Source organism: Brenneria tiliae (assembly GCF_023347575.1).
GTDB lineage: Bacteria > Pseudomonadota > Gammaproteobacteria > Enterobacterales > Enterobacteriaceae > Brenneria > Brenneria corticis.
On record NZ_JAKPCB010000091.1, the window covers coordinates 77,342 to 101,039 of the forward strand.

Genomic DNA, 23,698 nt, shown 5'->3' on the forward strand with positions numbered 1-23,698 from the left:
AAATGCATATAGAAAGCAAAAATCGATGTTTTTATTTCCCCCCCGCTCCGCGTTAACTATCAGCCACTGTTTTAACAATGTGGTGACAAAAACATGGGCGCAGCAAGACTATTATCGCAACTGGAAGAGAGCATCGAAAAACACAGCGAGGAATATATTACCGTCTCCAGGGATATTCACGCCCACCCGGAAACCGGCAATAACGAGTATTACGCCAATCAGCTGCTTACCACGCTGCTGGCGAAAAATCAGTTTCAGGTCACCTCCAACGTGGCGGGGCATGAAACCGCCTTTTATGCGCTAAAGGAGAGCGGCAAACCGGGGCCGACCATTGCTTTCCTGGCGGAATACGACGCGCTGATCGATATCGGCCACGCCTGCGGGCACAACATTATCGGGGTGACCAGCGTGGCGGCGGCGGTGGCCCTCGCCGAAGTTATCGGGGAGACCGGCGGGCGCGTGGTGGTGCTGGGCACGCCGGCCGAAGAGGGCGGGCTGCGCGGCAAGGGCGGACTGAACGGCAATGTGAAAGCGCGCTTTGTCGAGCACGGTTTTCTGCGGGACGTGGACGTCGCGCTGATGGTGCATCCGTCCGGCAAAACGCGGCTCACCGGCCCGTCGCTGGCCAACAACCATCTCTATTTCCATTTTTACGGCAGGCCATCCCACGCCGGCAGCGCGCCCCATAAAGGCGTGAACGCGCTGGATGCGCTGGTGCTGCTGTATAACGGCATCAGCGTGCTGCGCCAGCAGCTGCCAGACGGCGTGCGGGTACACGGCATTATCACCAACGGCGGCCAGGCGCCGAACGTTATTCCGGAATACGCCTCGGCCCATTACTACATTCGCGCCAAAACCCGTGAGGAAGTGATCGCGCTGGAGCCGCGCATTCGCGCCATTGCCGAGGGCGTGGCGCTGGCGACCGGCGCGACGGTAAAGATCGAGCATCAGGTCGGGCCGCGCGATTTTCTGATTAACCACCGGCTGAACGGGTTGCTGCTGGAGGAGTTTACCGCGGTGGGGGAAAGCGTCGATCTGACGGACAAACAGGGCATCGGCTCGACGGACGCCGGCGATATCAGCCACGCGGTGCCCACCGCGCATCCCACCATCAAGATCGGCCCGGACGACCTGATCGGCCATACCGTGCCGTTTCGGGAAGCGGCCGACTCGCCGCTGGGCTACACGGCGCTGATCGCCGGGGCGAAAGTGCTGGCGCGCAGCGGGCTGCGCCTGTTGACGGACGCCCGGTTGTTGCAGGAAGTCAAAGACGAGTTCTCCGGCCGGCGCGACGTAACGGACGCCGCCTGACCTCGGACATTAGCGACTGCATCATTAGATAACGCCGACTACAACAATAAGGGAGTTTCCCGTCGATGAAATTGTTTACCTTTCCGCTCGCCGCGCTGTTGCTGGCGGCGAGCTTGCCCTGGGGATTCGCGCAGGCGGAAACCGCCGACCGCAACGCGACGCTGAATATTGCCTACGGCAAGCGGCCGGGCACCCTCGATCCCTACCTGACCACCAACAGCGCCACCACCGATGTGGTGCGCCATATCTTTGAACAGCTGTTCACCATCAACGACAAGTTCGAACCGGTGCCGGAGCTGGTGAAAAGCTATACCCTCAGCGACGACCGCAAAACCTACACCTTTACCCTGCGCGAGGGGATTCATTTTCACGACGGCCAACCGCTGACGGCGGATGACGTGGTGGCGTCGATGAACCGCTGGCTGACGGTCTCCACCCAGGGGAAAGCCAATCTGCCCGGCGCGCAGTTCGCCAAAGTGGACGACGGCGCGGTGCGGCTGACGGTGCAGACGCCGTCGCTGATTACCCTGAACGTGCTCGCCGACTTGAAGAATCTCGCCGCCATCATGCCCAAGCGGCTGATAGAGGAAGCCAACGCCAGCAAGAAACCGGTCAGCCAGCTTATCGGCACCGGCCCCTATAAGCTGGCGGAGTTTAAACAGGGCGAATACCTGCACCTCACCCGCTACGACGACTACGTCTCGCGCAGCGAGCCGGCCAACGGGCTGTCGGGGCAGAAAAAGGCGGACGTCAAGGATATCTGGTTTCGCTATATCACCGATGAGTCCACCCGCCTCGCCGGGGCGCTGACCGGCGAATACGACGTGATTTTCGACCTGCCGAAAGACAATATCGATGCGCTCAACAATGCGCGCGACGTGCGGCTCTACCGGCCGGAGGCGGGCGGATCGCTGATTACCTATCTGTTTAACAAGAACCGCGGGCCGTTCGCCGACCTGAAACTGCGTCAGGCGTTCAATCAGGCGCTGGACGTGCATCAGGTGCTGCTGGCGGGTTACAGCGATGAGCGCTTTTTCAGGGAGGATTCCTCGCTGGGCTTTCCCGAACAGGTGGACTGGTACAGCGAGGCCGGCAAGCCGTACTGGAATCAGCATAAGCTGGACGAGGCGCGCCGCCTGGTGAAGGAGTCCGGCTACAACGGCGAAGAGGTGGTGATTATCGCCACCAAGGAGTACGCCGAGCTGTATAACCTGGCGATTGTGGCGCAGCAGGTGCTGAAGCAGATCGGGGTGAAATCCCGTCTTGACGTCTATGACTGGGCGACGGTGCTGCAACGCCGGCAGGATCCGAACAATTTCGATCTCTGCGCGCTGGAGTTCTCGATGCGTCAGGTATTGCACCAGTATCCTTTCCTCGACTCGCGGGCCAAATTCCCCGGACTGAGCAACAGCCCGGAGATCGACGCCACGCTGGACGCCATCAAACAGGCGTCGTCGCTGCAGGAAGCCAGACCGCTGGTGGATAAACTGCACGTCGAGACCTGGAGCTATCTGCCGGTGATCGTGCTGGGACGCACCACCCCGGACGCGGTGGCGATCAAACATAATATTCACGGCTATTACGACCTGATCGGGCCGGTATTGTGGAATGTCGGCATCGCGGCGCGCTAAGCGGGGAAGATGATGGGCTGGTATATATTCCATCGGCTGCTGGCGCTGCTGCCGGTACTGTTCGTGGTCGCGGTGGTGGTGTTTTTCCTGGTGCATCTGGCGCCGGGCGATCCGGTGCTGGTGATCCTGGGGAATGACGCCAACCCGGACGATATCGCCGCGCTGCGGCGGCAAATGGGGCTGGACAAACCGCTGCCGGTGCAGTTTTTCGTCTGGTTCGGCGCGGTGCTGCGCGGCGATCTCGGCCACTCGCTATTTATGAACGCCAGCGTGCTGTCGCTGTTTCTGCAGCACCTGCAGCCCACGCTGGCGCTGGCCGTTTACGCGCAGGGCATTGCGCTGCTGCTCGGACTAGGCGGCGGCATTATCAGCGCCTGGCGCCACGACCGGCTGGCGGATCGGCTGATTATGGGGCTGGCGACGCTGGGGATGTCCATTCCCGGCTTTTTACTCGGCCTGTTTCTGATCTTTTTTTTCGCCGTGCAACTGCGCTGGTTTCCGGTGGTGGGGTACAGCTCCACCCGCGGCGATACGCTGCTGAACCTGTGGTATTTAACCCTGCCGGCGCTGGCGCTGGGGTTTCGCATCTCGGCGCTGATTGCGCGTATGACCCGCGCGGTGATGCTGGACGTGCTGCAGGAAAACTTTATTACCACCGCCCGCGCCAAAGGAGTGCCGGAAGGGCTGGTGTTGCTGCGCCACACGCTGAGAAGCGGACTGCTGCCGGTGCTGACCATCTGCGGCGAGTCGTTCGGATCGCTGGTCACCGGCGCCATTGTGATTGAAAGCGTGTTCGGCATTCCGGGAGTGGGCTCGCTGGTGGTCGACTCCATCGAACGGCGGGATTTCACCGTGATTCAGGGCGCGGTGCTGCTGATCACCCTCAGCTATGTGCTGATCAACCTGGCGGTGGATATTTTCAGCTATCTGCTCGATCCCCGCCTTTCCGTCAGCGGTAAGCCGTCATGAAAAAATTACTGAGTCAGCCACAGCTGGCATTGGGCTGCGCATTGCTGTTGATCATCGTGCTGTTCTCCCTGCTCGGCGCCCTGGCAAGCCCGTTCGATGCTTACTCCATCAGTCCGCTGAGCCGGCTAAAACCGCCCGACGCCACCCACTGGTTCGGCACCGATAACTTCGGCCGCGACCTGTTTGTCCGCGTGGCGCTGGCGGTGCGCATTTCGCTCTCGGTCGGCGTGGCGGTGGCGCTGGTTGCGGGGATTGTCGGGATGGCGATCGGGCTGCTGTGCGCCTGGTATCGCTGGCTGGATCTGATCCTGATGCGCATCTGCGACGGGTTGTTCGCCTTTCCCTCGCTGCTGCTGGCGATCGCCATCGTCGGCATTCTGGGGCCGAACGTATCGAACGTGGTGCTGGCGCTGTCGCTGGTGTACGTTCCCTCGGTGGCGCGGGTGATCCGCTCCGCCGCGCTGGTGATCAAGGAAAAGAATTATATTGAAGCCTTGCGCGCCCAGGGGGCCACCGGCGCGCGGATTATCTGGCTGCACCTGTTGCCGAACGTCGTCTCCCCGCTGATCGTGCAGGTCAGCTGGATCTTCTCGGTGGCCATTCTTACCGAGGCGGCGCTGAGCTTTCTCGGCTCCGGTATTCCGGCGCCGATGCCCAGCCTGGGTAATCTGCTGCTGGAAGGGAAAAAGGTGATTTTCACCGCCTGGTGGATGACCTTTTTCCCCGGCATCGCCATCGTGCTGCTGATTCTGGCGCTGAATATCGTCGGCGATGGGCTGCGCGACGGGTCCGATCGCGGGCTGAAGCCCCTGACGCGCCGTCTGTTTCGCCAGTTGAAAAACGAGGCCTCAGGGCGATGAGCGAGTCTATTCAGTCGGATACGCTGCTGGCGGTGGATGGATTGCAGGTGAAGTTCGCCACCGAACAGGGCGTGGTGTCGCCGGTGCGCGATGTGTCGTTTACGCTAAAGCGTCATGAAACCCTGGGCATTATCGGCGAGTCCGGCTGCGGCAAAAGCGTAACGGCGCAGGCGCTGATGGGACTATTGCCGCCGCGCTACAGTCGCGTAAGCGGCGCAATGACCTTTAACGGCCAGGTGCTGGGCAGCCTGACGCCCGCGGCGTTACAGCGCTGGCGCGGCAGCCGGCTGGCGATGATTTTTCAGGATCCGCTCTCCAGCCTCAACCCGGTGTTTAGCGTGGCGTTTCAAATTGAGGAGAGCCTGAGGTTGCACACCGCGCTGACCCGCAGGCAGCGCCGGGCGGAGGTGCTCTCATTGCTGCGTCAGGTGGGCATTGACGATGCCGGGCGCTGCGCGGCGGCCTATCCCCATGAAATTTCCGGCGGCATGCGCCAGCGGGTGATGATCGCCATGGCTATCGCCAGCCGTCCGGCGCTGCTGATCGCCGATGAGCCCACCACCGCGCTGGACGTCACCATTCAGGCGCAGATTCTGGCGTTGCTGGAAAAGGTAAAGGCGGATAGCGGGATGGGGATCATCCTGATTACCCACGATCTGTCGGTGGTGGCGCAGCTGTGTCAGCGCGTGCTGGTGATGTATCTTGGCGAGGTGGTGGAGGAAGCGGAGGTGGTCAGCCTGTTCGACAACCCGCTGCATCCCTATACCCGCGCGCTGCTGCAGGCGGTGCCCCGGCTGGACGGCGCGCGCAAGATCGACCTGCCGGAGATCCGCGGCACGGTGCCGGCGCTGTCCGTTTCCATACCCGGCTGCGGTTTCGCCGATCGCTGCCCCTACGCCCAGGCCCGCTGTCGCGAACAGCCTCCCGTCCTGCGCGCCCTGGCGGATCCGGCTCACCGGGTGCGCTGCTGGCGCGCCGAAGAGATAGGCGGCCTGTCATGAGCGCGCCGCTGCTGACCGTTCGTCACTTAAGCAAAACCTTCCAGGGCAAGGGCTGGCGCGGTAAGCGTTTTACCGCGGTGCAGGACGTCAGCTTTTATATTATGCCGGGCGAGACCTACGCGCTGGTGGGGGAGTCGGGCAGCGGCAAAAGCACCACCGGGCGCAGCCTGCTGGGCCTGACCGCCGCGTCCGGCGGGGAAGTGCTGTTCGCCGGTCAGTCGCTGCTGACGCTTAACGGCCGGCAGTGGCGCCAGGCGCGCAAAGATATTCAGATGATTTTCCAGGATCCGCTCTCCTCGCTCGATCCGCAGCGCGCTATCGGTTACAGCATCGAAGAGCCGCTGATAATCCACGGCGTGCGCGACGCCCGCCGGCGCCGGCGGCAGGTGGAGGAAATATTGACGCGCGTCGGCTTCACGCCGGCGGATGCGCGGCGCTATCCGCACGAGTTTTCCGGCGGCCAGCGCCAGCGCATCGGCATCGCCCGGGCGCTGATCCTGGAGCCGAAGCTGATAATCTGCGACGAGCCGGTGTCGGCGCTGGATGTCTCCATCCAGTCGCAGATCCTCAATTTGCTGATGCGGCTGCAGCGCGAACAGGGGCTGGCGTACCTGTTTATCGCCCACGATCTCAGCGTGGTGCACCATATCGCCGACCGCGTCGGGGTAATGTCGCGCGGCGTGATTGTGGAAGAGGCCACCGTCCCGGAGTTGTTCGCCCATCCCCAGCACCCCTATACCCGCTATCTGCTTCAGGCCATCCCGCCGGCGCATCCGCGGCTGAAAAACCAGACGCGGGAATTACAGACCGCCAGCCATGACGCGGGGTGCGACTTCCGCGACGGCGAGCGCTGTATCCGCCACCCGGAACAGTATTACTGGTTAACGGATACCCATCGGGTGCGGTGCTGTTTGCCGGGATAAGAGGGATAACGGCAGGGGTTAAGGATTTGTCGCCAAACTCGTCAATGACTATTCAACGGTAACCATCGCAAATAACGCGATCAAACTCGCTCAGCGACATCGCCTCCAGGCCAAGCTCCGGCAGGATATTATTTTGCCGGCGTAAATCTTTTTTCCATATCGCCGCGACGACGTTAATCACCGAAGAGTGCAGCGTCAGCGTGATGCCCGCTTTCTGCGCAATCGCTTCGGCAAACGCCAGGCCGTAGGGGGTGTCTTCCAGAATAAAACGCGTATCCATGCTGGTGGGGCCGGCCGGGCCGCCTCGTCGACGGTGCAGTTCGGCGGCGATATCGGCCAGCTGATTTTGCGCAACGTTAAACGACTGCTGAAAATGTTCCTCGATGCCGTGGATCTGCAATCCGAACCGGCGCGCCAGGGTTTGCCGCTCTTGCTCCAGCGCGCCGATCAAATTGGCGACGCCCGGCGTCAGATAATAGTATTGCGGCCAGCTTTCCTGTCGTTCTATCCGCGTAATATTGCACAGCGCCAGCCCGAGATGGGCGATGGGGTTGATATTGATCAGCGAGGTGGCCAGCGTGTTGCGCTGCGCCTGAAAATGGTCGCCGAACAGGGCGCTGCATAGCGTAATCGCCTGCTGGTTGGCCTGCATCGGCAGCGTGGCGACATGAACAATCCGCCTGACCGCCATAATGGCGACGCCATATCCGCCGGCCTGACGCCGGGCGGTGAGCAGGGTGGTGCCCCAGGTGATAATCGGCGCGTCGATACGGCGTTCGGCCAGCCGTTTTGACAGGTACAGCGCGCTCAGCGAGCAGGCGCTGTTGATGATCACCGGCTGTGCGCCGCGAATATGGCGAACCAGGCGGTCGATCACCGTTTTGTGCCCGTAGCCCGGCACGCAGATAAAAAGCGCGTCGGCCGCGTTAACCGCGCAGGCGATATCGGTAGTGACTTCCGGTTGGCATGCGCCGTCAATGACGCCGCTAAACGACAGGCGGCGCTGGTTGGCCTGCAACGGCGCCAGATCTTCCGCCGCGGGCGACCACAGAATCGGCTGATGACCGCCGTGGGCCAGCCAGGCGGCGCTGGCGAAGCCGATATTTCCCGCCCCCAGAATGGCGACTTTCATCGTGACTCCCTTGTTCTGTCAGACAGTGTTTTTTTTCGCGTAGTCCCTGAAGCGGCGGGCCGCCCGCAATGGCCGCAGGCCTGTATCGTTTAATGGCTTAACGACAGCATGATTTTATGGTGGTCGTCGGAATGAAACAGGGTGAAATTCGGCAATAGCTCCCTGGCGCTGTTTTCCAGCGCTTCCACCAGCTGCAAGACCAGGGTGCGCGGGGTTTTGGCCTGGGGAGTAATCACGCCGAAATGGTACGGGATATCAATATCCAGCTCGCGGATCACCATACCGGCAAGGGGCAGGCCGTAGGCGGTAACCGGTTCGGTAATCGCCACCCCCAGTCCGGCGCGGACGCAGGCCAGCACATTGGCCGAAGAGTTGGTCTCAATAATGTAGCGCGGCTGAATGTCGGCTTTTTTCATCACCTGCTCAAAACGATGGCGCAGACGATAAGGGTTATAAAGGGTGATAATTTTACGCGCCGCCAGATCCTGCAGGGTAATTTCATGCTGCCGGGCCAGCGCGTCGTCTTCGCTCAGCACCACCACACAGCGCGTTTGGCCGATCCAGTGGCGGTGGGCGTTTTTATGATCCAGCGGCAGGCTGCTGATGGCGATATCCGCGCGTCCGTCGATCACCGCGTGCAGCGTTTGTTCCGCCGAGTAGCTCAGGATCTGCAGCGGCACGCTGATATCCACTTTGGCCAGCGCCGTCGGCAGCAGGCCCGCGGCCATGGCGGGCGTGGCGGCGATCACCAGCGGTTTCTCTTCCTCTCCGGCGATCTCCTGGGCGCGCAGCTGGACCTGGCGCAGCGAGATCAGCGCATGCTCAACGGACTCGTGCAGCTGGTAAGCCTGCTCGGTGGGGGTTATCCGCGGGCCGTTGCGCTGAAACAGCGGATAGCCGATCTTGTTTTCGAATTCCTGAATCAGCCGGGTGACGGCGGGCTGCGAGCGGCGGAGATTTTTTGCCGCCGCGGTAATGCTGCCGCAGGAAATCACCGCGGAGAACGCCTCCAGCTGGCGCAAATCCAGATCCTCTAACATCGCCGTCTTCGACATGCCGTCCGTTCCTTATCTGTTAATCCGTCCGTCGAAATTTTTTAAAAGCATGCGGCATCTCTTTTGCCTTGTACACGCAATTTTCCGCATAACGACATACGTAATTATCATTAAGAATTCACATATAAAGAGGGTAATAATGCGTTTTTAACATCATTGGTTTGTCTTATCGCACGCCCCGCGTCGGGATTGCTGAGGATGCGGGTTAAAAGATTTTCACTGGAGCCGGGGACTGATGACCACGTTGCATGGAAAAGTATTAGCCGCGCTGGAAACGCGTTTGCGGGAAGACCGGCAGCGGCATTACGGCGACCTGCCGGCTTGCGGTACGCCGGAGCCGACGGGCGATGAGTGGCGCGGCGCGGAAGCGAGGAATGATGACTAACGTCGCCGCACGCCGCATTGCGCTCAACGGCGCGACCTTCGCCTACAGGCTGGCGGGGGAGGAGCATCGGGAAACCATCGTGGCGCTGCACGGCGGCCGGGGCATCGGCGACCATCGCGGCGATTTCCGCGCCTTTCTGCCGCTGGCGGCGCGCTATCGCCTGCTGGCTTACGACCAGCGCGGCTGCGGGCAGTCCAGCCTGACGCCGCCGTTTACCTTTGCGCAACTGGTCGACGATCTCGAAGCTTTCCGCCAGCGGCTGGCCGGCGGTAAAAAAATCACCCTCATCGGCGGCTCGTTCGGCGGGATGATCGCCCTGAGCTATGCGCTGAAATATCCTCACGGCCTGAAGCATCTGATTCTGCGCGGCACCGCGCCCAGCCATCATCATGAAGCGCAGGCCATCGCCAATTTCAAGGCGCGCCTGCATAAAGCCCCTTCGGCGTCGCTGGGGATGATCGACAAGCTGTTTTCCGACCGGGTGACGGACGACACCGAACTGCGGCTGATCTGGCTGGCGTTGCAGCCGCTCTATTATGAACGTTTCGACGCCGATGCGGCGCTGGAGCGCACGCGAACGCTCTCGGTGCATGCGCAGACCCACAACGCGCTGTTCGCCGATAAGGCGTATGACCTGCGCGATCGGCTGGCGAGCATCAACACGCCCACGCTGGTTATCGTCGGCGGCAACGACTGGATTTGCCCGCCGTCGCAGTCGCGGCTGATTGCCGACGCCATTCCCGCCGCGCGCTATCTGGAGGTGGCCGGGGCCAATCATCCGGTACATATCGAGGCCAATCAGCGGGTGCTGGCGGAAATCGAGGCGTTTATTGCCGGGGATGCGCCCTGATGCCGCGCTATATCCTCACCCGGTTGCTGGAGGCGCTGGTGGCGGTCTGGGGCGTGGTCACCATCGTGTTCTTTGTGACGCGGGTGCTGGGCGACCCGACGGTGCTACTGCTGCCGCTGGGGGCCGGGCAGGCCGAACTGGAGGCGATGCGCCACAGCCTCGGGCTGGATCGGCCGTTGGCCGAGCAATATTTCCATGCCCTGTGGGATATGCTGCGCGGCGATTTCGGCACCTCTTTCCAGTATATGCAGCCCGCTTCCAGGGTGGTGTTGCAGCATATGCCCGCCACCGTCAGCCTGGCGGGCACGGCCCTGCTGTTCGGGGTGATTTTCGGCGCCGTCGCCGGCACCGTCGCCGCCCTGACGCGCGGCACGCCGGCGGAATTTATCGTCATGGTCGCCGCGCTGCTGGGGCAGGCCACGCCGGTGTTCTGGCTGGGCATCATGCTGATTCTGTTTTTCGCCGTCAACCTGGGCTGGTTTCCCACCGGCGGCGCCGGCGGCGTAGCGCACCTGGTCTTGCCGGGCGCGACGCTGGCGGTGTTCGTCACCGCGTCGATCGCCCGCCTGCTGCGTTCGTCGCTGCTGGATATTCTGCGCGAGGATTATGTCCGCACGGCGCGGGCGAAAGGGCTGCTGCCGCGTACGGTGTTTGTCTGGCACGTCGCCCGCAATGCGCTGATCCCGGTGGTGACCATGGTCGGCATTATCGCCGGCGAACTGCTGGGCGGCTCGGTGGTGACGGAGACGGTTTTCGCCTGGCCGGGAGTGGGGCGGCTGATTGTGCAGGCGATACAGGTCCATGATTTCCCGGTTATTCAGGCGGGCGTGGTGCTGATGGCGGTCATTTTTGTGGCGATCAATTTTATGGTGGATTTGCTGTATGGCGTTCTCGATCCGCGCATTTCCCGACGGCGCTAAGGAAACCCGGCGATGAAAGCGTTTTTCCTGGCGCTGGGCGGAAATCGCAGCGGGATGTTCGGTTTTATTCTGCTGGTTATCCTGCTGCTGGCGGCGGCGTTCGGCCCCTGGCTCGGCCTGATGCCGCCGACCAAATCCAATTTGCTGCTGCGCATGCAGCCGCCGACCTGGAGTGGGCTGTTTTCGCCCGGCGCGCATCCCTTCGGCACCGATGAACTGGGGCGCGACGTGCTGTCGCGCATTATTCACGGCAGCCGCATCACCCTGACCATCGCCTTTATCGCCGTGGTCCTGGGGGGCATGGTGGGGGTGCTGTGCGGCATCGTGGCGGGGTATCACCGCGGCATAATCGACCGCATCCTGATGCGCATCGTCGATATCCAGCTGGCGCTGCCGCTGATGCTGCTGGCGTTGCTGGTGGTCGCCGCGTTTGGGCCGTCGATGCGCAACCTGATTCTGGTGCTGGCGCTCACCAGCTGGATCCGCTATGCGCGCATTATTCGCGGGCAGGTGTTGTCGCTGCGCGAGCAGGAATTCATCCTCTCCGCCCACGCCATCGGCGCCGGCGGCTGGCGCATTATGTGGCGCCATATTCTGCCCAACGTGCTGACGCCGGCGCTGGTGGTGGCTACGCTGGAACTGGCGCGGTTGATTATTATGGACGCGGCGCTGTCGTTTCTCGGGCTGGGCGTGCAACCGCCCGATCCCAGTTGGGGGCGGATGCTGGCCGACGGGCGCGTCTATATCTCTTCCGCCTGGTGGATCGTCACCTTTCCCGGTCTGGCCATTCTGTTTACCGTGTTGAGCGTCAATCTGCTCGGAGACTGGCTGCGCGACTATTTTGACCCGAAACTGAGGACGCAACGATGAACTCACCGCTTCACCCGGCATCCGGGACATCTTCTTCGCCGCCTGCCCGCCTCGGCCGCGTGCAACGCCTGATGGCGCGGCAGGGGGTGGAGGTGATGGTGTGTTTTAAGCCGGAAAACAGTTTTTACCTCAGCGGCTTCAACCCGATTATCTATTCGCACCCGGTGATCGCCATCGTGGCCGCCGGGCGCGATCCCATTATGTTGGTGCACGCGCTGCGCGACGATCACGGCCGGGCCAGCGCCTGGGTGGCGGATATCCGTCTATACGGCGCCTGGTCGAACAAAGTCACGCTGGGGCCGAACTGGCTGGATGCGCTGGCGTCGATACTGCGCGAGCTGGGTGTTGCGTCCGGGCGGGTGGGCATCGAAGAGGATTTTCTGCCGCTGCGGCGTTTTGCCCAACTGAAACAGGCGCTGCCGCAGGCGACGTTCAGCGATGTGACGCCGCTGATCGAGCAGGCGCGGCTGATCAAGGACGCGGATGAAATCGTTCAGGCGCGCATTGCCGCGCGCATCGCCGATTGCGGCATGGCGGCGGCCATTGAGGCGACGGTCGGCGGCGGCAGTGAACGCGAGATCAGCATTGCGTCCATGGAGGCGATGAACCGCCTGTGGCTGCGGCGCTATCCGCAGGTGGAGGTGTGCGATTTCGGCTCGCTGGAAGGGGGCGTGCAGAACGGCCTCTGGACCTGGGCGCTGGCGGGGGATCGCCTGTTCTATAACTGCGATAACCCGACGCTGCGCAAGCCGCGGCGCGGGGAGACGGTGGCGGTGTTTATCTGGAGCATCGCCAACGGCATTCATGCGGAAAATGAACGTATCATCGCCTACGGTCCGCTGCCCGCGGAGCACCGGCGCGCCATCGACGCGATTCTGGCTATCCGCGCGGAGGTGGATGCGCTGATCCGCCCCGGCATGCCTTATCGCGAGCTGTTCGAGCAGGTCAAATCCCGACTGGAAGCCCGCGGATACGGCAACTATATCCCCGGACGCATCGGCCACGGCATCGGTATCGGCGCGCATGAGCATTCGTCGCTGGACGCCCATTCGCCGCTGGTGCTGGAGCCGGGAATGATCTTCACCTTTGAGCCCAATCTGCGTATTCCCGGCGTGGGCGGCACCCAGATTTCCGACACCGTTCTGATCACCGACACCGGGCGCGAGTACCTGACGCAATCCCCCGGCGGCTACATTGAGGTATAACCCGTGACGACGCTGCTGGAAGTGAAAAACCTGTCGGTGGTGTTTGATACTCCCGCCGGGCCGGTGTACGCGGTTAATGATATTTCCTACTCGCTGCAGGCCGGGGAAACGCTGGGCATTGTCGGCGAGTCCGGCTCGGGCAAGAGCGTGCATGCGCTGGCGATGATCGGGCTGATCGCTTCGCCGCCCGGCCGGGCGGTGAGCGGCGAGGTGTGGTTTAACGGCCGCAACCTGCTGGCGCTGTCGTCACGGGAAATCATGGAACTGCGCGGCCGGGAGATTGGCTTTGTATTTCAGGACCCGATGACCTCGCTGAACCCGGTATTGACCGTCGAACGGCAGATCGCCGAACCGCTGCGCCGCCACCTGGGGCTGTCGGCCAGGCAGGCGCGCGTCCGGGTGCTGGAGCTGTTGGATCTGGTGGGGATTGTCGATCCTCATAAAAGGCTCGGACACTATCCGCATGAGTTTTCCGGCGGTATGCGCCAGCGGGTGATGATCGCCATCGGCGTGGCCTGCAATCCGGCGCTGCTGATCGCCGATGAGGCGACCACCGCGCTGGATGTCACCATCCAGGCGCAAATCCTGGATATGGTGCGCCGGCTGAAAAAACAGATCGGCACCACCGTTATCTGGATCACCCACGATATGGGGGTGGTCGCCGGGCTGGCGGATAGCGTTCAGGTGATGTACGGCGGGCGCATTATGGAGCGCGGCCCGGCCGAGGCGCTATTCGCCGCGCCGCGCAGCGCCTACACCTGGGGGCTGCTTAAGTCGTTGCCCACCAACGCCCGGCGCGGCGCCGGACGTCTGTATCAAATTCCCGGCAATCCGCCGGATCCGACCCGGCCGCCGGTCGGCGATCCCTTTGCGCCGCGGAATCCCTTCGCCACGCCGCGCTGTTTTGCGCAGATGCCGCCGCTGCGTGCGGTGGCGGACAGCGCGCCCGGTCACCAGGTCGCCGCCTGGTATGACCTGCCGGCGCTGCTGGCGCAGCAGGAGCAACGATCGTGAACGCCGGCGAGCCGTTGATCCGGGTGGAAAATCTATGCAAAACCTACGCCGGCGAGCGGCGCTGGCCGGACGGCGGCGCGGCGGCGCTCAAGGCGGTCAATAACGTCAGTTTCGCCATCGGCGCGGGGGAAACGCTGGGGCTGGTGGGGGAGTCGGGATCGGGAAAAAGCACCACCGGGCGTACGCTGTTGCAGCTTGAGCCGCCCACCAGCGGCGAGATCCTGTTTCAGGGCGTCAATCTTGCCGGTTTGTCGTCGCGTCGGCTCAAGCCCTACCGGCGCGAGATGCAGATTATCTTTCAGGATCCCTATTCCTCCCTCAATCCGCGCATGACGGTGGGCGATTTTGTGGCGGAGCCGCTGATTGTGCATCGGCTATGCGCGGCGAAACAGGAACGGGAAGCGCGGGTGGAACAACTGTTCCGGCAGGTCGGACTGGAGCCGGGAATGATGCGCCGTTTCCCGCATCAGTTTTCCGGCGGGCAGCGGCAGCGGGTGAGCATTGCCCGCGCGCTGGCGCTGAAGCCGCGTTTTATCGTCGCCGACGAACCCATCACCGCGCTGGACGTGTCGATTCAGGCGCAGATTGTGAACCTGTTTCAGGATTTGCAGGAGGAGCTGGGGCTGACTTATCTGTTTATCGCCCACGATCTGTCGATGGTGCGTTACCTGTGCCATCGGGTGGCGGTGATGCTGCGCGGCCGCATTGTGGAAATCGGCCCCACCGAGGCGATTTTCAGCCATCCCCGGCACCCTTATACCCAGGCGCTGCTTTCCGCCATCCCGGTGCCCGACCCGCGCATTGAGCGTTACCGTCGTCCGCTGGCGTTTGATGTGAACAGCAACTTACCCGCGGAACAGGCGGAATTACAGGCCGTTGGCCCGCAGCATTTTGTGCTGGGCCAATAATAATTAATCACCTTGTGGAGGCATTATGACTAAAAAAACGACCGGGCTGTTGCTGGCCTCCGTGGTCTGCACCGCCCTGGCGGCGCCGGGATTCAGCGCGGCGGCCACCGCCAATATCGCCTTGAACACCACGGTAAATACCTTCGACCCGCATATGACCGCTTCCGTCGGCAGCGATCTCAGCGTGCTCAGCCATATTTATCCCGCTCTGGTGTTGCGCGGGCCGGATCTGAAATTGCATCCCGAACTGGCGACCTCCTGGGAGGCGGTAAACGACACCACATGGCGCTTCAAACTGCTGCCGGGGGCCACCTTCGCCAACGGCGAGCCGATCGACGCCGCGGCAGTGAAGTGGAACTTGGATCGGGTGCGCGACCCCAAGGTGAACGCCCGCATCAAAGCCTGGTTTGCCCAGGTCGCCGAGGTGAAGGTGATTTCGCCCACCGAGCTGGAGGTGGTTACCTCGTCGCCCTATCCCAGCTTTGTCGATCAGATATCGATGTTCCTGCTGCTGCCGCCCAAATGGGCCGCCAGCCATAATCCGGCCACCGAAACCCTGTCGGGCGGGCGCTATATCCTGCAAGAAAACGTGCCGGGCAACCGTATTACGCTGCAGGAAAACCCCGGCTACTTCGGTAAGAAACCGGCGTTCGATACCGTGGTGTTCCGGGTGATTCCCGAACCGGCCAGCCGCATTGCCGCCTTGCTGGCCGGCGAGGCCTCGCTGATCACCGCGATACCGCCGTCCGAGCTGACGCGGGTCAACGGCAGCGGCAAGGCCAGCGCCGGATCGGTGCCTTCCATGCGCAGCGTCATGATCAAATTCAATACCGAAAAAGCGCCGCTGGATAATAAGGCCGTTCGGCAGGCGCTTAATTACGCCATTGATAAAGAAGGGATTTCTCAGGCGCTCTTTAACGGTCAGGCGGCGGTATCGCAGTGTCAGGTGCTGACGCCGTCCTACTTTGGCTATAACCCGGCGCTGCAAGGCTACGCTTACGATCCCGACAAGGCGCGCGAACTGCTGAAAAAATCCGGCGCCGACCTGGCCAAACCCATTGCGCTGGATGTGCCGACCGGCACCTATCTGCAAGGCAACGAGGTGGCGCAGGTGGTGGCCGCGCAGCTGTCGGAAGTGGGCTTAAAGGTATCGATCAATGAGATGGAGTTCAGCAGCTATATGAACAAGTACCTCAAAACCCGCGAGCTGGCCCAGACGTCGCTGCTGGCTCAGGCCTGGCCGACGCTGGATGCGGACGGGCTATTGACCCTGTTTGCTCCCGGCAACAACTATGCCTACTGGGATAACGCCGCCTTCGGGCAGGCGCTGACGGAAGGGCGCGCCAGCGTCGATCCGGCGGTGCGTCTGGCGGCGTACCGTAAGGCGACGCAGATTATGTGCGACGAGGCGCCGGCCATTTTCCTCTATACCCAGCCCGCCACATACGGCGTCGCCAACGCGGTGCGCTGGAGCCAGCGCGGCGATGACTGGGTGCGCGCCTTTGATATGATCCCGGCGGATAAGTAGGGACGAGGATGCATCTTTTCGCCAGCCATTTCGGCACCTACGAAGTGGCGCGGGACGCGCGCGGCGAGCCGGTTTTGCGGCCGTTTCGCCACGATCCCCGGCCGTCGCACGTCGGTTTGCGCTATCTGGAACTGGCGCAGAGCGCGGCGCGGATAACGGCGCCGATGGTGCGGCGCAGCTGGCTGGAGCAGGGCGCGCTGGCGTGCGACCGGCGGCTGCGCGGTCGCGAGGAGTTTGTCGCCGTCGACTGGCCTACGGTCAGCCGGCGGATTGCCGATGAAATTATCCGCGTCAGGGAACGGCACGGTAATCAGGCCATTTTCGGCGGCTCCTACGGTTGGGCCAGCGCCGGACGCTTTCATCACGCGCAGAGTCAACTCAAGCGGTTATTGAGTCTGGCGGGGGGTTTTACCTCATCGGTCAATACCTACTCCTACGGCGCCGCCGCGGTGCTGCTGCCCCATGTGCTGGGGAAGGAGTATCAGGACGCCTGCGCCACCGCACCCTCATGGAGCGATATCGCCGGCCACTGCCGTCTGCTGGTAAGTTTCGGCGGGCTGCGGCTGAGCAACGCCCAGGTGGAAGCGGGAGGCACAGGCGCCCATCGGGTTGCACCCTGGCTTGACGGCGCCAGAGCCAACGGGATGCGTCTGGTGATGATCTCGCCATCCGGCCGCGATGCGCCGCCGGGCGGGCAGGTTGAACATATTCCGCTGCGCCCCAATACCGACGCCGCCGTGATGCTGGCGCTGGCGCATACGCTGCTAACGGAAGGACGGGCCGATCGGGCGTTTATCGCCCTCTGCTGCGTCGGCTTCGCCGAATTCGAAGCCTACCTGTTAGGGCGGGACGACGGCGTGGTCAAAGACGTCGTCTGGGGGGAGGCCATTTCCGGCGTTTCCCGCGATCGGCTGTATCGGTTAGCCCATGAATTGGCCGGGCAGCCCTGTCTGATTAACGTGGCCTGGTCGCTGCAACGGGCGCGCTATGGCGAACAATCCTATTGGGCCGCTATCGCTCTGGCCTGTATGACCGGCGGCGTCGGACGTCCCGGCTGCGGTTTTTCCTTCGGCCTCGGTGCGGTGAATTCGGTGGGGCAGCCGGTGCGCAGCTTGCGCGGGCCGGCGGTGGATCAGGGGGTGAACCCGGTCAGGCGGGTGATTCCGGTGGCGCGGCTTACCGAGCTGCTGGAAAACCCCGGCGGAACGCTGCGCTATAACGGCACCACGCTGCCGCTGCCCGATATTCGCCTGATCTGGTGGGCGGGCGGTAATCCTTTTCATCATCATCAGGATTTGCACCGTCTGGCGCGGGCCTGGCAACGGCCGGAAACCATCATTGTCTCGGAGCAGGTATGGACGGCCACCGCGCGTATGGCCGATATCGTATTGCCCGCCGCGCTGCCGTTTGAGCGGGATGACCTGGCGGCCTCGTCCAGGGATAACTGGCTGATCTATAGCCGCAAGGTCAGCGCGCCGCCGCCGCAGGTGCTGACCGACCATCAGGCGTTGACGCGGGTGGCGCAATGCCTGGGGATCGCCGACGCCTTTACGGCAGGATTAAGCGAAGCGCAGTGGATTGAACGTTTGTATCAGGGGTATCGGCAGCGTTTCCCAGAATTGCCCGACTGGCGCACATTTCGTCAGCGCGGCTTTGCGGTATTGGACGAAGGCGAAGACGCGCCGCATCCGGCCGATCATTTTAGGCGTTTCGCCGCCGATCCGCAGGCGCATCCGCTGGGTACTCCGTCAGGGAAAATAGAGATTGTCTCCCGGCGGCTGCAAGCGTTTGGGCATGAGGATCTGGGGGCGTTCCCGCACTGGCGCGCTCCTGAGGAGTGGCTGCTGGCGCCGTTGACGGCGCAATATCCGCTGCATCTGCTCTCGCCCCAGCCCGCGACCCGCTTGCACAGCCAGCTGGACGCGGTGGGGGAAAGCGCCCGCGCCAGACGCCGCGGCTATGAGGTCGCCAGCCTCTCCCCACGGGACGCGGCGCGGGAAAACGTCGCGGAAGGGGATATCGTCGAACTTTACAACGCCCGCGGGCGCGTGCGGGTCAGCGCCCATATCGATGACCAACTCATGCCCGGCGTGGTGGTGTTGCCCACCGGCGCGGGTTTCCGTCTGGACGAGCAGGGATGCGACGTGGGAGGAAACCCGAATACGCTGACCGCCATCCTGCCGGCCTCGTCATTTTCACAGGCCGCCGCGCCGAATTCCTGCCTGGTGGCGCTGAAGCGCTGCGATCAACGCTCGGTTGTTTGAGGAACTTTGAAAGCCAGCGCTGCGTTGGCCCGTTGAGGCTCATCATCTCCGGCAAAAAGCCGAGCTTGCATAAATACGGGTGACCAGGAGACAGGTTGTTACCGCGAAAAGCAGCGCTGCAAATTACGGATGGCCACGGCCAGCTGCGCGCGGGGCAAGGCGAAGTTTAAGCGCATAAATCCCGCTCCCTGGCTGCCGAAATGGAGACCGCTTTCAAGTATTAACCCGGCCTCATGGCGCAAACGGCGCGCCAGTTCCGGCTGGGATAAGCCGGTTTTTCTGAAATCCAGCCAGGCAAGGTAGCTGCCCTGATTTTCGAACAACTCGACGTCGGCGATGCTATCCAGCCCTTGCTGCAACAGGATGTAATTCATCTTTAAGTAATCAATCAGGGCATCCAGCCACTGCGCGCCGTAGCGGTAGGCGGCATCGCCGCCGTACAGCGCAAACATATTCGGCTTGTGCACCATGCGTTGCCGCAGGGCACTGGCGATCTTTTCCCTGATGGACGGGTTGCGGATAATCAGGTTGGCAATTTGCAGGCCGGCGAGATTAAAGGTTTTTTCCGGTGAGGTGAAGGTGACGGCGAGATCGGCGAATTGATCGCTCAGCCCGGCCAGCGGCGTATAGGGCACATCCCCCAAAACCAGATCCTGATGGACGTCATCGGAGAGCAACAGCAGGTTATGCTGCCGGCAGATCTCGCCGATCGCCGTCAGTTCATCCGCCCGCCAGACCTTACCGATAGGGTTATGCGGATTACACAGGATCATCAGGCGGGTTTTGGCGCTAATACGGCTTTCAAGCCGCCGGAAATCCAGCGTATAGTTTCTCTCCCCCTCGTCCAGCGCCACCTCGATGATATTCCTGCCGGTCTGCTCGATGACCTGGGCGAAGGCGCCGAAGCCCGGCGAGAGGATAACGATATCATCCTGTGGTTCGGTCAGCGTGTGGATAACCGCATCCATGGCGCTTTCGACCGAGATGCAGGGAAGCACCCACTCCGGTTTAATCCGCCAGCGATGTCTGGCCGCCAGCCAGTCGCAGAGCGGGTCGATAACCAGACCGGCGTACTCGGTATAGCCGAACACGCCGTGGGTGACCAGGTCCTGCAGCGCGTGCGCCACCGCCGGCGGCGATGCGAAGTCCATGTCGGCGATCGATAAGGGGAGCGGCGGCGGCCCGGCGGAGGTCGCCTGGTTTTCCGCCGCCAGCCATTTGCTGGAATTCCTGATTCGCCGGTCAATGATACGGTCAAAGTCATAAGACAACGTCTTGTTCCTCAGCGGATAAGCCTACAGCACCGGCAGCGCCGCGCCCCGGCGGCGCAGGCGCGGATTGAGGGCGGTATGCAGCGCGTCGCTCAGCAGGTTCAGCGCCATTACCGTCAACATAATCGCCACGCCGGGCAGGGCGGTCATATACCAGCCGGTGCGCAGCGCGTCCCGCCCGGTGCCGATCATCGACCCCCAGCTCACCACGTTGGGATCGCCCAGCCCGAGGAACGACAGACCGGCTTCGGACAGAATGGCGTTGGCGATCAGCAGAGCGGTGGAAACCACCACCGGCGTCCAGGCGTTGGGGAGTATTTCACGAAAAATCAGATGCATATCGCTGGCTCCCAGCGATATGCTGGCGCGGACGAATTCCCGCTCGCGCAGCGCCAGAAATTCCGTGCGCACCAGCCGGGCGATGCTGGTCCAGGAGGTGATGCCGAGGGCGAAAATAATGGTGTTGATGGAAGGCTGCAACACCGCCACCAGAATAATCGCCAGCAGAAAGGCCGGGATGGTTTGAAACAGCGTGGTGACGGCGGTCAGCACGCTATCCACCCGCCCGCGGTAAAAGCCGGACGCCACGCCGACGGCGATGCCGATAAGCAGGGAGATGACCGTCGAGGCGACGCCCACCAGCAGCGAGACGCGGGCGCCGTGCAACAGGCCGGCCAGAATATCCCGCCCCATCAGGTCGGTGCCGAGCGGAAACTGGGGATCCTGCCCCGGCCACAGATAGGGAACGCCCACCATATTCATCGGGTCGTCGGGGAAAAACCAGGTCGCCGCGCCGGCGGCGGCCAGCACCGCCAGCAGAATGGTGAGACCGATGGCGGCGGAAGGTTGTAGTAACCAGCGCATTTTACCTCCAGGGCTTAACGCCCGCGATTAACAACGCGTACCCGTGGGTCGAGCCAGGCGTGCGCCACGTCCACCAGCAGATTCGACAGCACCACCAGTACGCTGCTGAACAGCAAGACGCCCAGCAGAACGGGAATATCCCGGCTGCGGATGGCGTCGAACGACAGTTGCCCCAGTCCCGGCCAGGCGAAGACGGTTTCCACCACGATCGAGCCCCCCAGCAGGGCGCTGCTCTGCAGGCCCAGCATGGTGATCACCGGCAGCACGGCATGGCGCAGCGCGTGGGCGAAAATCACCCGCTTTTCGCGCGCGCCCTTGGCCCACGCGGTGCGGATAAAATCGTCGGACAGGGTTTCAATCATCGAGGCGCGGGACAGCCGGGCATATACCGCCATGTAATAGATCGCCAGCGTCAGCACCGGCAGTACCAGGTGCGCCGCGATATCCCCCAGCCGGCGCCAACCGACGTAGCCGGCGTTGATATCCTGCCAGCCGCTGGCCGGCAGCCAGGGCAGCTTAACGGCGAACAGCACGATCAGCATCAGGGCGACCCAGAACATGGGGGCCGAATAGCCGATGGTGGAGAGCATGGATATCACCGTGTCGGCCGCGCCGTGCGGCCGCCGCGCCGAAGCGACGCCCAGCAGCACGCCGCCGGTCACCGACAGGATCAGGGCGACCCCCACCAGCAGGATGGTGGCCGGCATTCTGTCGAGGATCAGATCCAGCACCGGTTCGCCGAAACGGAACGAGAACCCCAGATCTCCCTGCGCCAGCGTCCCCAGATAGGCGAACAGCTGGGTAAACAGGTTGCGATCCAGTCCGAACAGTTCGCGCAGATGCTGGATTTGCTCCGGCGTGGCGCTGCCGCTTTCACTGGCGATAACGTCCACCAGATCGCCCGGCAGCGCCTTCAGCAAGAAGAAGTTCAGCGTGGCGACGGCAATCACCACGCCGGCCAGCTGAAGCAATCTGAAAACCATTCGTTTCGTCATGGCGCCATTTTCCCGCTGCCGATCCTCATTTTTTGTCAAACCAGACATGAGCGAAATTATTCTGACTGTGGTTAAAGGTATCCGTCACGTTGCGCAGATTCCTGGCCCAGATGCCAAACCACTTGAATTCAAAAATATTAATCTGCGGCAGATCGCGCTGCACAATTTGCTGCAACTCATGGTAGAGCGCCACGCGTTTTTGCGGATCCACCTCGATTTGCGCCGCTTCGATAATGCGGTCGGCCTCCGGGCTGGCGTAGCCGGAGGCGTTGGTCCACGGGGTGCCCTTGCTTTCCGATTTCGACCAGTACAGCTGTTCCACGCCCAGTTGCGGATCGGTCCAGTTTACTCCCCAGGAGCTGGCCAACTGGTAGTCGTAATCCTTGAAAACGTTTTTGCTCCAGGTGGCCAGATCGAGCGCGCGCAGCGTCACATCGATGCCGATGGCGCGCAGCGCCTGACGCACGAATTCGCCGGTACGGCGATAGTCGTCGCCGAAGGGAATAAAGTCATGATTGAGTTTAAAGCGCCAGCCGTCGGCCTTTTTCGGGAAACCCGCTTCATCCAGCAGCGCCTGCGCCTTTTTCGGATCGAAAGGATACTGCTGGGTATCGTCGGTATAAAAGGTGCTTAACTGCGAGGAGACCGGCCCGGTGGCGGGGTTGGCGTAGCCGCCCCACACGGTTTTGACCAGCAGATCTTTATTGACGGCATGGGCGATGGCCTGGCGCACCTTCAGATTGCCGAGAATCGGATCGCGCAGGTTGGGCAGCAGCCAGAACGAGGTGGCGAAGCCGTTGTAGCCGGCGGTATCCAGCGTCAGGCCCGGCAGTTTCGCCAGCCGGTCCGCATCGGCGAAGGTAACCGGATTGCGCTCGCCGTACTGAATCGCGCCGGTTTCAAAGGCGGTGGCCCGGCCGGAAACGTCGGGAATGATTTTGAATAGCAGCTTGTCGAGGAAAGGTCTGTCGGGCTGCCAGTATTTATCGAAGCGCTCCAGCGCGATATGGCTGCCGCGCTGCCACTCCTTGAACACGAACGGACCGGTGCCGACGGGTTTGTTGTTATACGGGTTATTGGGAATGTCGGTGCCTTCATATAAATGTTTGGGCAGGATCGGCGTCGCCACCACGTCCAGCGCGTTGAGCACCACCGGCGTCGGTTTGGACAGCGTGAGGATCACCGTATGCTCGTCGGGAGTTTCCGTGGCGGTCAGATACTGAAATACCCGGCGGGCGACGGGGGAGTACTGCAGCCAGACATTTTCCGCCGAGAACTTCACATCCGCCGAGGTGAACGGCCGGCCGTCGTGCCAGAAGACGTTTTTACGCAAATAGAGCGTCACCTTCAGGCCGTCGTCGGAGAGCGCCACCTTTTCCGCCAGCTGCGGGCGGGGCGACAGATCCGGCGCGTAATCAAACAATCCGTCGAAAATTTTACTGACCACCGCCCGTCCGGGGGTGGAGGTATTGATAAAGAAAGCCAGCGTCGGCGGTTCCGGGTGCACCACCGCTTCCAGCGTGCCGCCGCGCACCGCGCCGCTCAGCGTATTCGGCAGGCTGCCGACTTCCGCCGCGCTCTCGCTCGGCCATACGCCGCCGAACACCCCGGAAACCAGGATGGCGCCGGAGATGCCGAGAAATTTTCGACGGTTGATTTCGTAGTCGATAAGCGCATCCGCGGCGCTGTCGGAGGAGTGCTGCTGATCGGTCGGATGAGTTGGCATAGTGTGTATTCCCTGT

Annotated in this window: 21 protein-coding genes; 15 read left to right on the top strand and 6 right to left on the bottom strand. The window is 62.5% G+C overall.

Annotation, left to right across the window (positions count from 1 at the left end):
- Nucleotides 1-93 precede the first annotated feature (93 nt).
- The 6 genes from MFP24_RS05790 (at nucleotide 94) to MFP24_RS05815 (ending at nucleotide 6,695) form a co-directional block, all read left to right on the top strand.
- Nucleotides 94-1,311: a M20 family metallopeptidase gene (locus MFP24_RS05790; protein ID WP_249229627.1), complete on the top strand. Its 1,218-nt coding sequence runs from the start codon at nucleotides 94-96 to the stop codon at nucleotides 1,309-1,311.
- A 65-nt stretch (nucleotides 1,312-1,376) separates the two neighbouring features.
- Entirely contained in the window at nucleotides 1,377-2,942 is a 1,566-nt protein-coding gene (locus MFP24_RS05795) for an ABC transporter substrate-binding protein (RefSeq protein ID WP_249229628.1), read from the top strand.
- 12 nt (nucleotides 2,943-2,954) lie between these two features.
- Nucleotides 2,955-3,911, top strand: a complete 957-nt coding sequence (locus MFP24_RS05800; protein ID WP_249229629.1) for an ABC transporter permease — start codon at nucleotides 2,955-2,957, stop codon at nucleotides 3,909-3,911.
- A complete protein-coding gene (locus MFP24_RS05805) occupies nucleotides 3,908-4,771 on the top strand; it encodes an ABC transporter permease (protein WP_249229630.1) in 864 nt (287 codons plus the stop codon). The genes MFP24_RS05800 and MFP24_RS05805 overlap by 4 nt, the downstream gene beginning before the upstream one ends.
- Nucleotides 4,768-5,772 (top strand): ABC transporter ATP-binding protein, encoded by a 1,005-nt coding sequence (locus MFP24_RS05810; RefSeq protein ID WP_249229631.1) that lies wholly within the window; start codon nucleotides 4,768-4,770, stop codon nucleotides 5,770-5,772. Before MFP24_RS05805 ends, MFP24_RS05810 begins: the two co-directional genes overlap by 4 nt.
- Nucleotides 5,769-6,695 (top strand): ATP-binding cassette domain-containing protein, encoded by a 927-nt coding sequence (locus MFP24_RS05815; RefSeq protein ID WP_249229632.1) that lies wholly within the window; start codon nucleotides 5,769-5,771, stop codon nucleotides 6,693-6,695. The genes MFP24_RS05810 and MFP24_RS05815 overlap by 4 nt, the downstream gene beginning before the upstream one ends.
- Before the next feature lie 52 nt (nucleotides 6,696-6,747).
- Here the strand turns inward: MFP24_RS05815 and MFP24_RS05820 are convergent, their stop codons facing one another.
- Both MFP24_RS05820 and MFP24_RS05825 read right to left on the bottom strand, forming a co-directional pair.
- The gene (locus tag MFP24_RS05820; protein ID WP_249229633.1) at nucleotides 6,748-7,827 is read right to left on the bottom strand and encodes an NAD/NADP-dependent octopine/nopaline dehydrogenase family protein; all 1,080 of its coding nucleotides are present in this window, start codon (nucleotides 7,825-7,827) and stop codon (nucleotides 6,748-6,750) included.
- Nucleotides 7,828-7,916: 89 nt separating this feature from the next.
- Nucleotides 7,917-8,882 carry a LysR family transcriptional regulator gene (locus MFP24_RS05825; RefSeq protein WP_249229634.1) on the bottom strand — a complete coding sequence of 322 codons (966 nt, stop codon included), beginning with the start codon at nucleotides 8,880-8,882 and terminating at the stop codon, nucleotides 7,917-7,919.
- A gap of 235 nt (nucleotides 8,883-9,117) precedes the next feature.
- Between MFP24_RS05825 and MFP24_RS05830 the strand changes: the two genes are divergently transcribed.
- The 9 genes from MFP24_RS05830 to MFP24_RS05870 are packed head-to-tail and all read left to right on the top strand — an operon-like array spanning nucleotide 9,118 to nucleotide 18,826.
- Complete coding sequence (locus MFP24_RS05830; protein ID WP_249229635.1) at nucleotides 9,118-9,267, top strand: hypothetical protein; 150 nt, start codon at nucleotides 9,118-9,120, stop codon at nucleotides 9,265-9,267.
- The gene (locus MFP24_RS05835; protein ID WP_249229636.1) at nucleotides 9,257-10,117 is read left to right on the top strand and encodes an alpha/beta fold hydrolase; all 861 of its coding nucleotides are present in this window, start codon (nucleotides 9,257-9,259) and stop codon (nucleotides 10,115-10,117) included. The genes MFP24_RS05830 and MFP24_RS05835 overlap by 11 nt, the downstream gene beginning before the upstream one ends.
- On the top strand, nucleotides 10,117-11,037 hold the full coding sequence (locus MFP24_RS05840) for an ABC transporter permease (RefSeq protein ID WP_249229637.1): 921 nt from the start codon (nucleotides 10,117-10,119) through the stop codon (nucleotides 11,035-11,037). Before MFP24_RS05835 ends, MFP24_RS05840 begins: the two co-directional genes overlap by 1 nt.
- Nucleotides 11,038-11,049: 12 nt before the next feature.
- Nucleotides 11,050-11,907, top strand: coding sequence for an ABC transporter permease (locus MFP24_RS05845; RefSeq protein WP_249229638.1), 858 nt, complete (start codon nucleotides 11,050-11,052; stop codon nucleotides 11,905-11,907).
- Entirely contained in the window at nucleotides 11,904-13,112 is a 1,209-nt protein-coding gene (locus tag MFP24_RS05850; protein ID WP_249229639.1) for a M24 family metallopeptidase, read from the top strand. Before MFP24_RS05845 ends, MFP24_RS05850 begins: the two co-directional genes overlap by 4 nt.
- 3 nt (nucleotides 13,113-13,115) lie before the next feature.
- Complete coding sequence (locus MFP24_RS05855; RefSeq protein WP_249229640.1) at nucleotides 13,116-14,126, top strand: ABC transporter ATP-binding protein; 1,011 nt, start codon at nucleotides 13,116-13,118, stop codon at nucleotides 14,124-14,126.
- Nucleotides 14,123-15,034: an ABC transporter ATP-binding protein gene (locus MFP24_RS05860; protein WP_318011321.1), complete on the top strand. Its 912-nt coding sequence runs from the start codon at nucleotides 14,123-14,125 to the stop codon at nucleotides 15,032-15,034. The genes MFP24_RS05855 and MFP24_RS05860 overlap by 4 nt, the downstream gene beginning before the upstream one ends.
- A 25-nt stretch (nucleotides 15,035-15,059) precedes the next feature.
- Complete coding sequence (locus MFP24_RS05865; protein ID WP_249229641.1) at nucleotides 15,060-16,562, top strand: ABC transporter substrate-binding protein; 1,503 nt, start codon at nucleotides 15,060-15,062, stop codon at nucleotides 16,560-16,562.
- An 8-nt stretch (nucleotides 16,563-16,570) separates the two neighbouring features.
- The gene (locus MFP24_RS05870; protein ID WP_249229642.1) at nucleotides 16,571-18,826 is read left to right on the top strand and encodes a molybdopterin-dependent oxidoreductase; all 2,256 of its coding nucleotides are present in this window, start codon (nucleotides 16,571-16,573) and stop codon (nucleotides 18,824-18,826) included.
- Between the two features lie 98 nt (nucleotides 18,827-18,924).
- Here MFP24_RS05870 and MFP24_RS05875 read toward each other — a convergent pair whose 3' ends face one another.
- The 4 genes from MFP24_RS05875 to MFP24_RS05890 are packed head-to-tail and all read right to left on the bottom strand — an operon-like array spanning nucleotide 18,925 to nucleotide 23,682.
- Nucleotides 18,925-20,097 (bottom strand): MalY/PatB family protein, encoded by a 1,173-nt coding sequence (locus MFP24_RS05875; RefSeq protein WP_249229643.1) that lies wholly within the window; start codon nucleotides 20,095-20,097, stop codon nucleotides 18,925-18,927.
- A 24-nt stretch (nucleotides 20,098-20,121) separates the two neighbouring features.
- Entirely contained in the window at nucleotides 20,122-20,961 is an 840-nt protein-coding gene (locus tag MFP24_RS05880; RefSeq protein ID WP_249229644.1) for an ABC transporter permease, read from the bottom strand.
- Nucleotides 20,962-20,975: 14 nt separating this feature from the next.
- Nucleotides 20,976-21,956 (bottom strand): ABC transporter permease, encoded by a 981-nt coding sequence (locus tag MFP24_RS05885; RefSeq protein WP_249229645.1) that lies wholly within the window; start codon nucleotides 21,954-21,956, stop codon nucleotides 20,976-20,978.
- A 25-nt stretch (nucleotides 21,957-21,981) separates the two neighbouring features.
- Entirely contained in the window at nucleotides 21,982-23,682 is a 1,701-nt protein-coding gene (locus tag MFP24_RS05890) for an ABC transporter substrate-binding protein (protein ID WP_249229646.1), read from the bottom strand.
- Nucleotides 23,683-23,698: the final 16 nt, after the last annotated feature.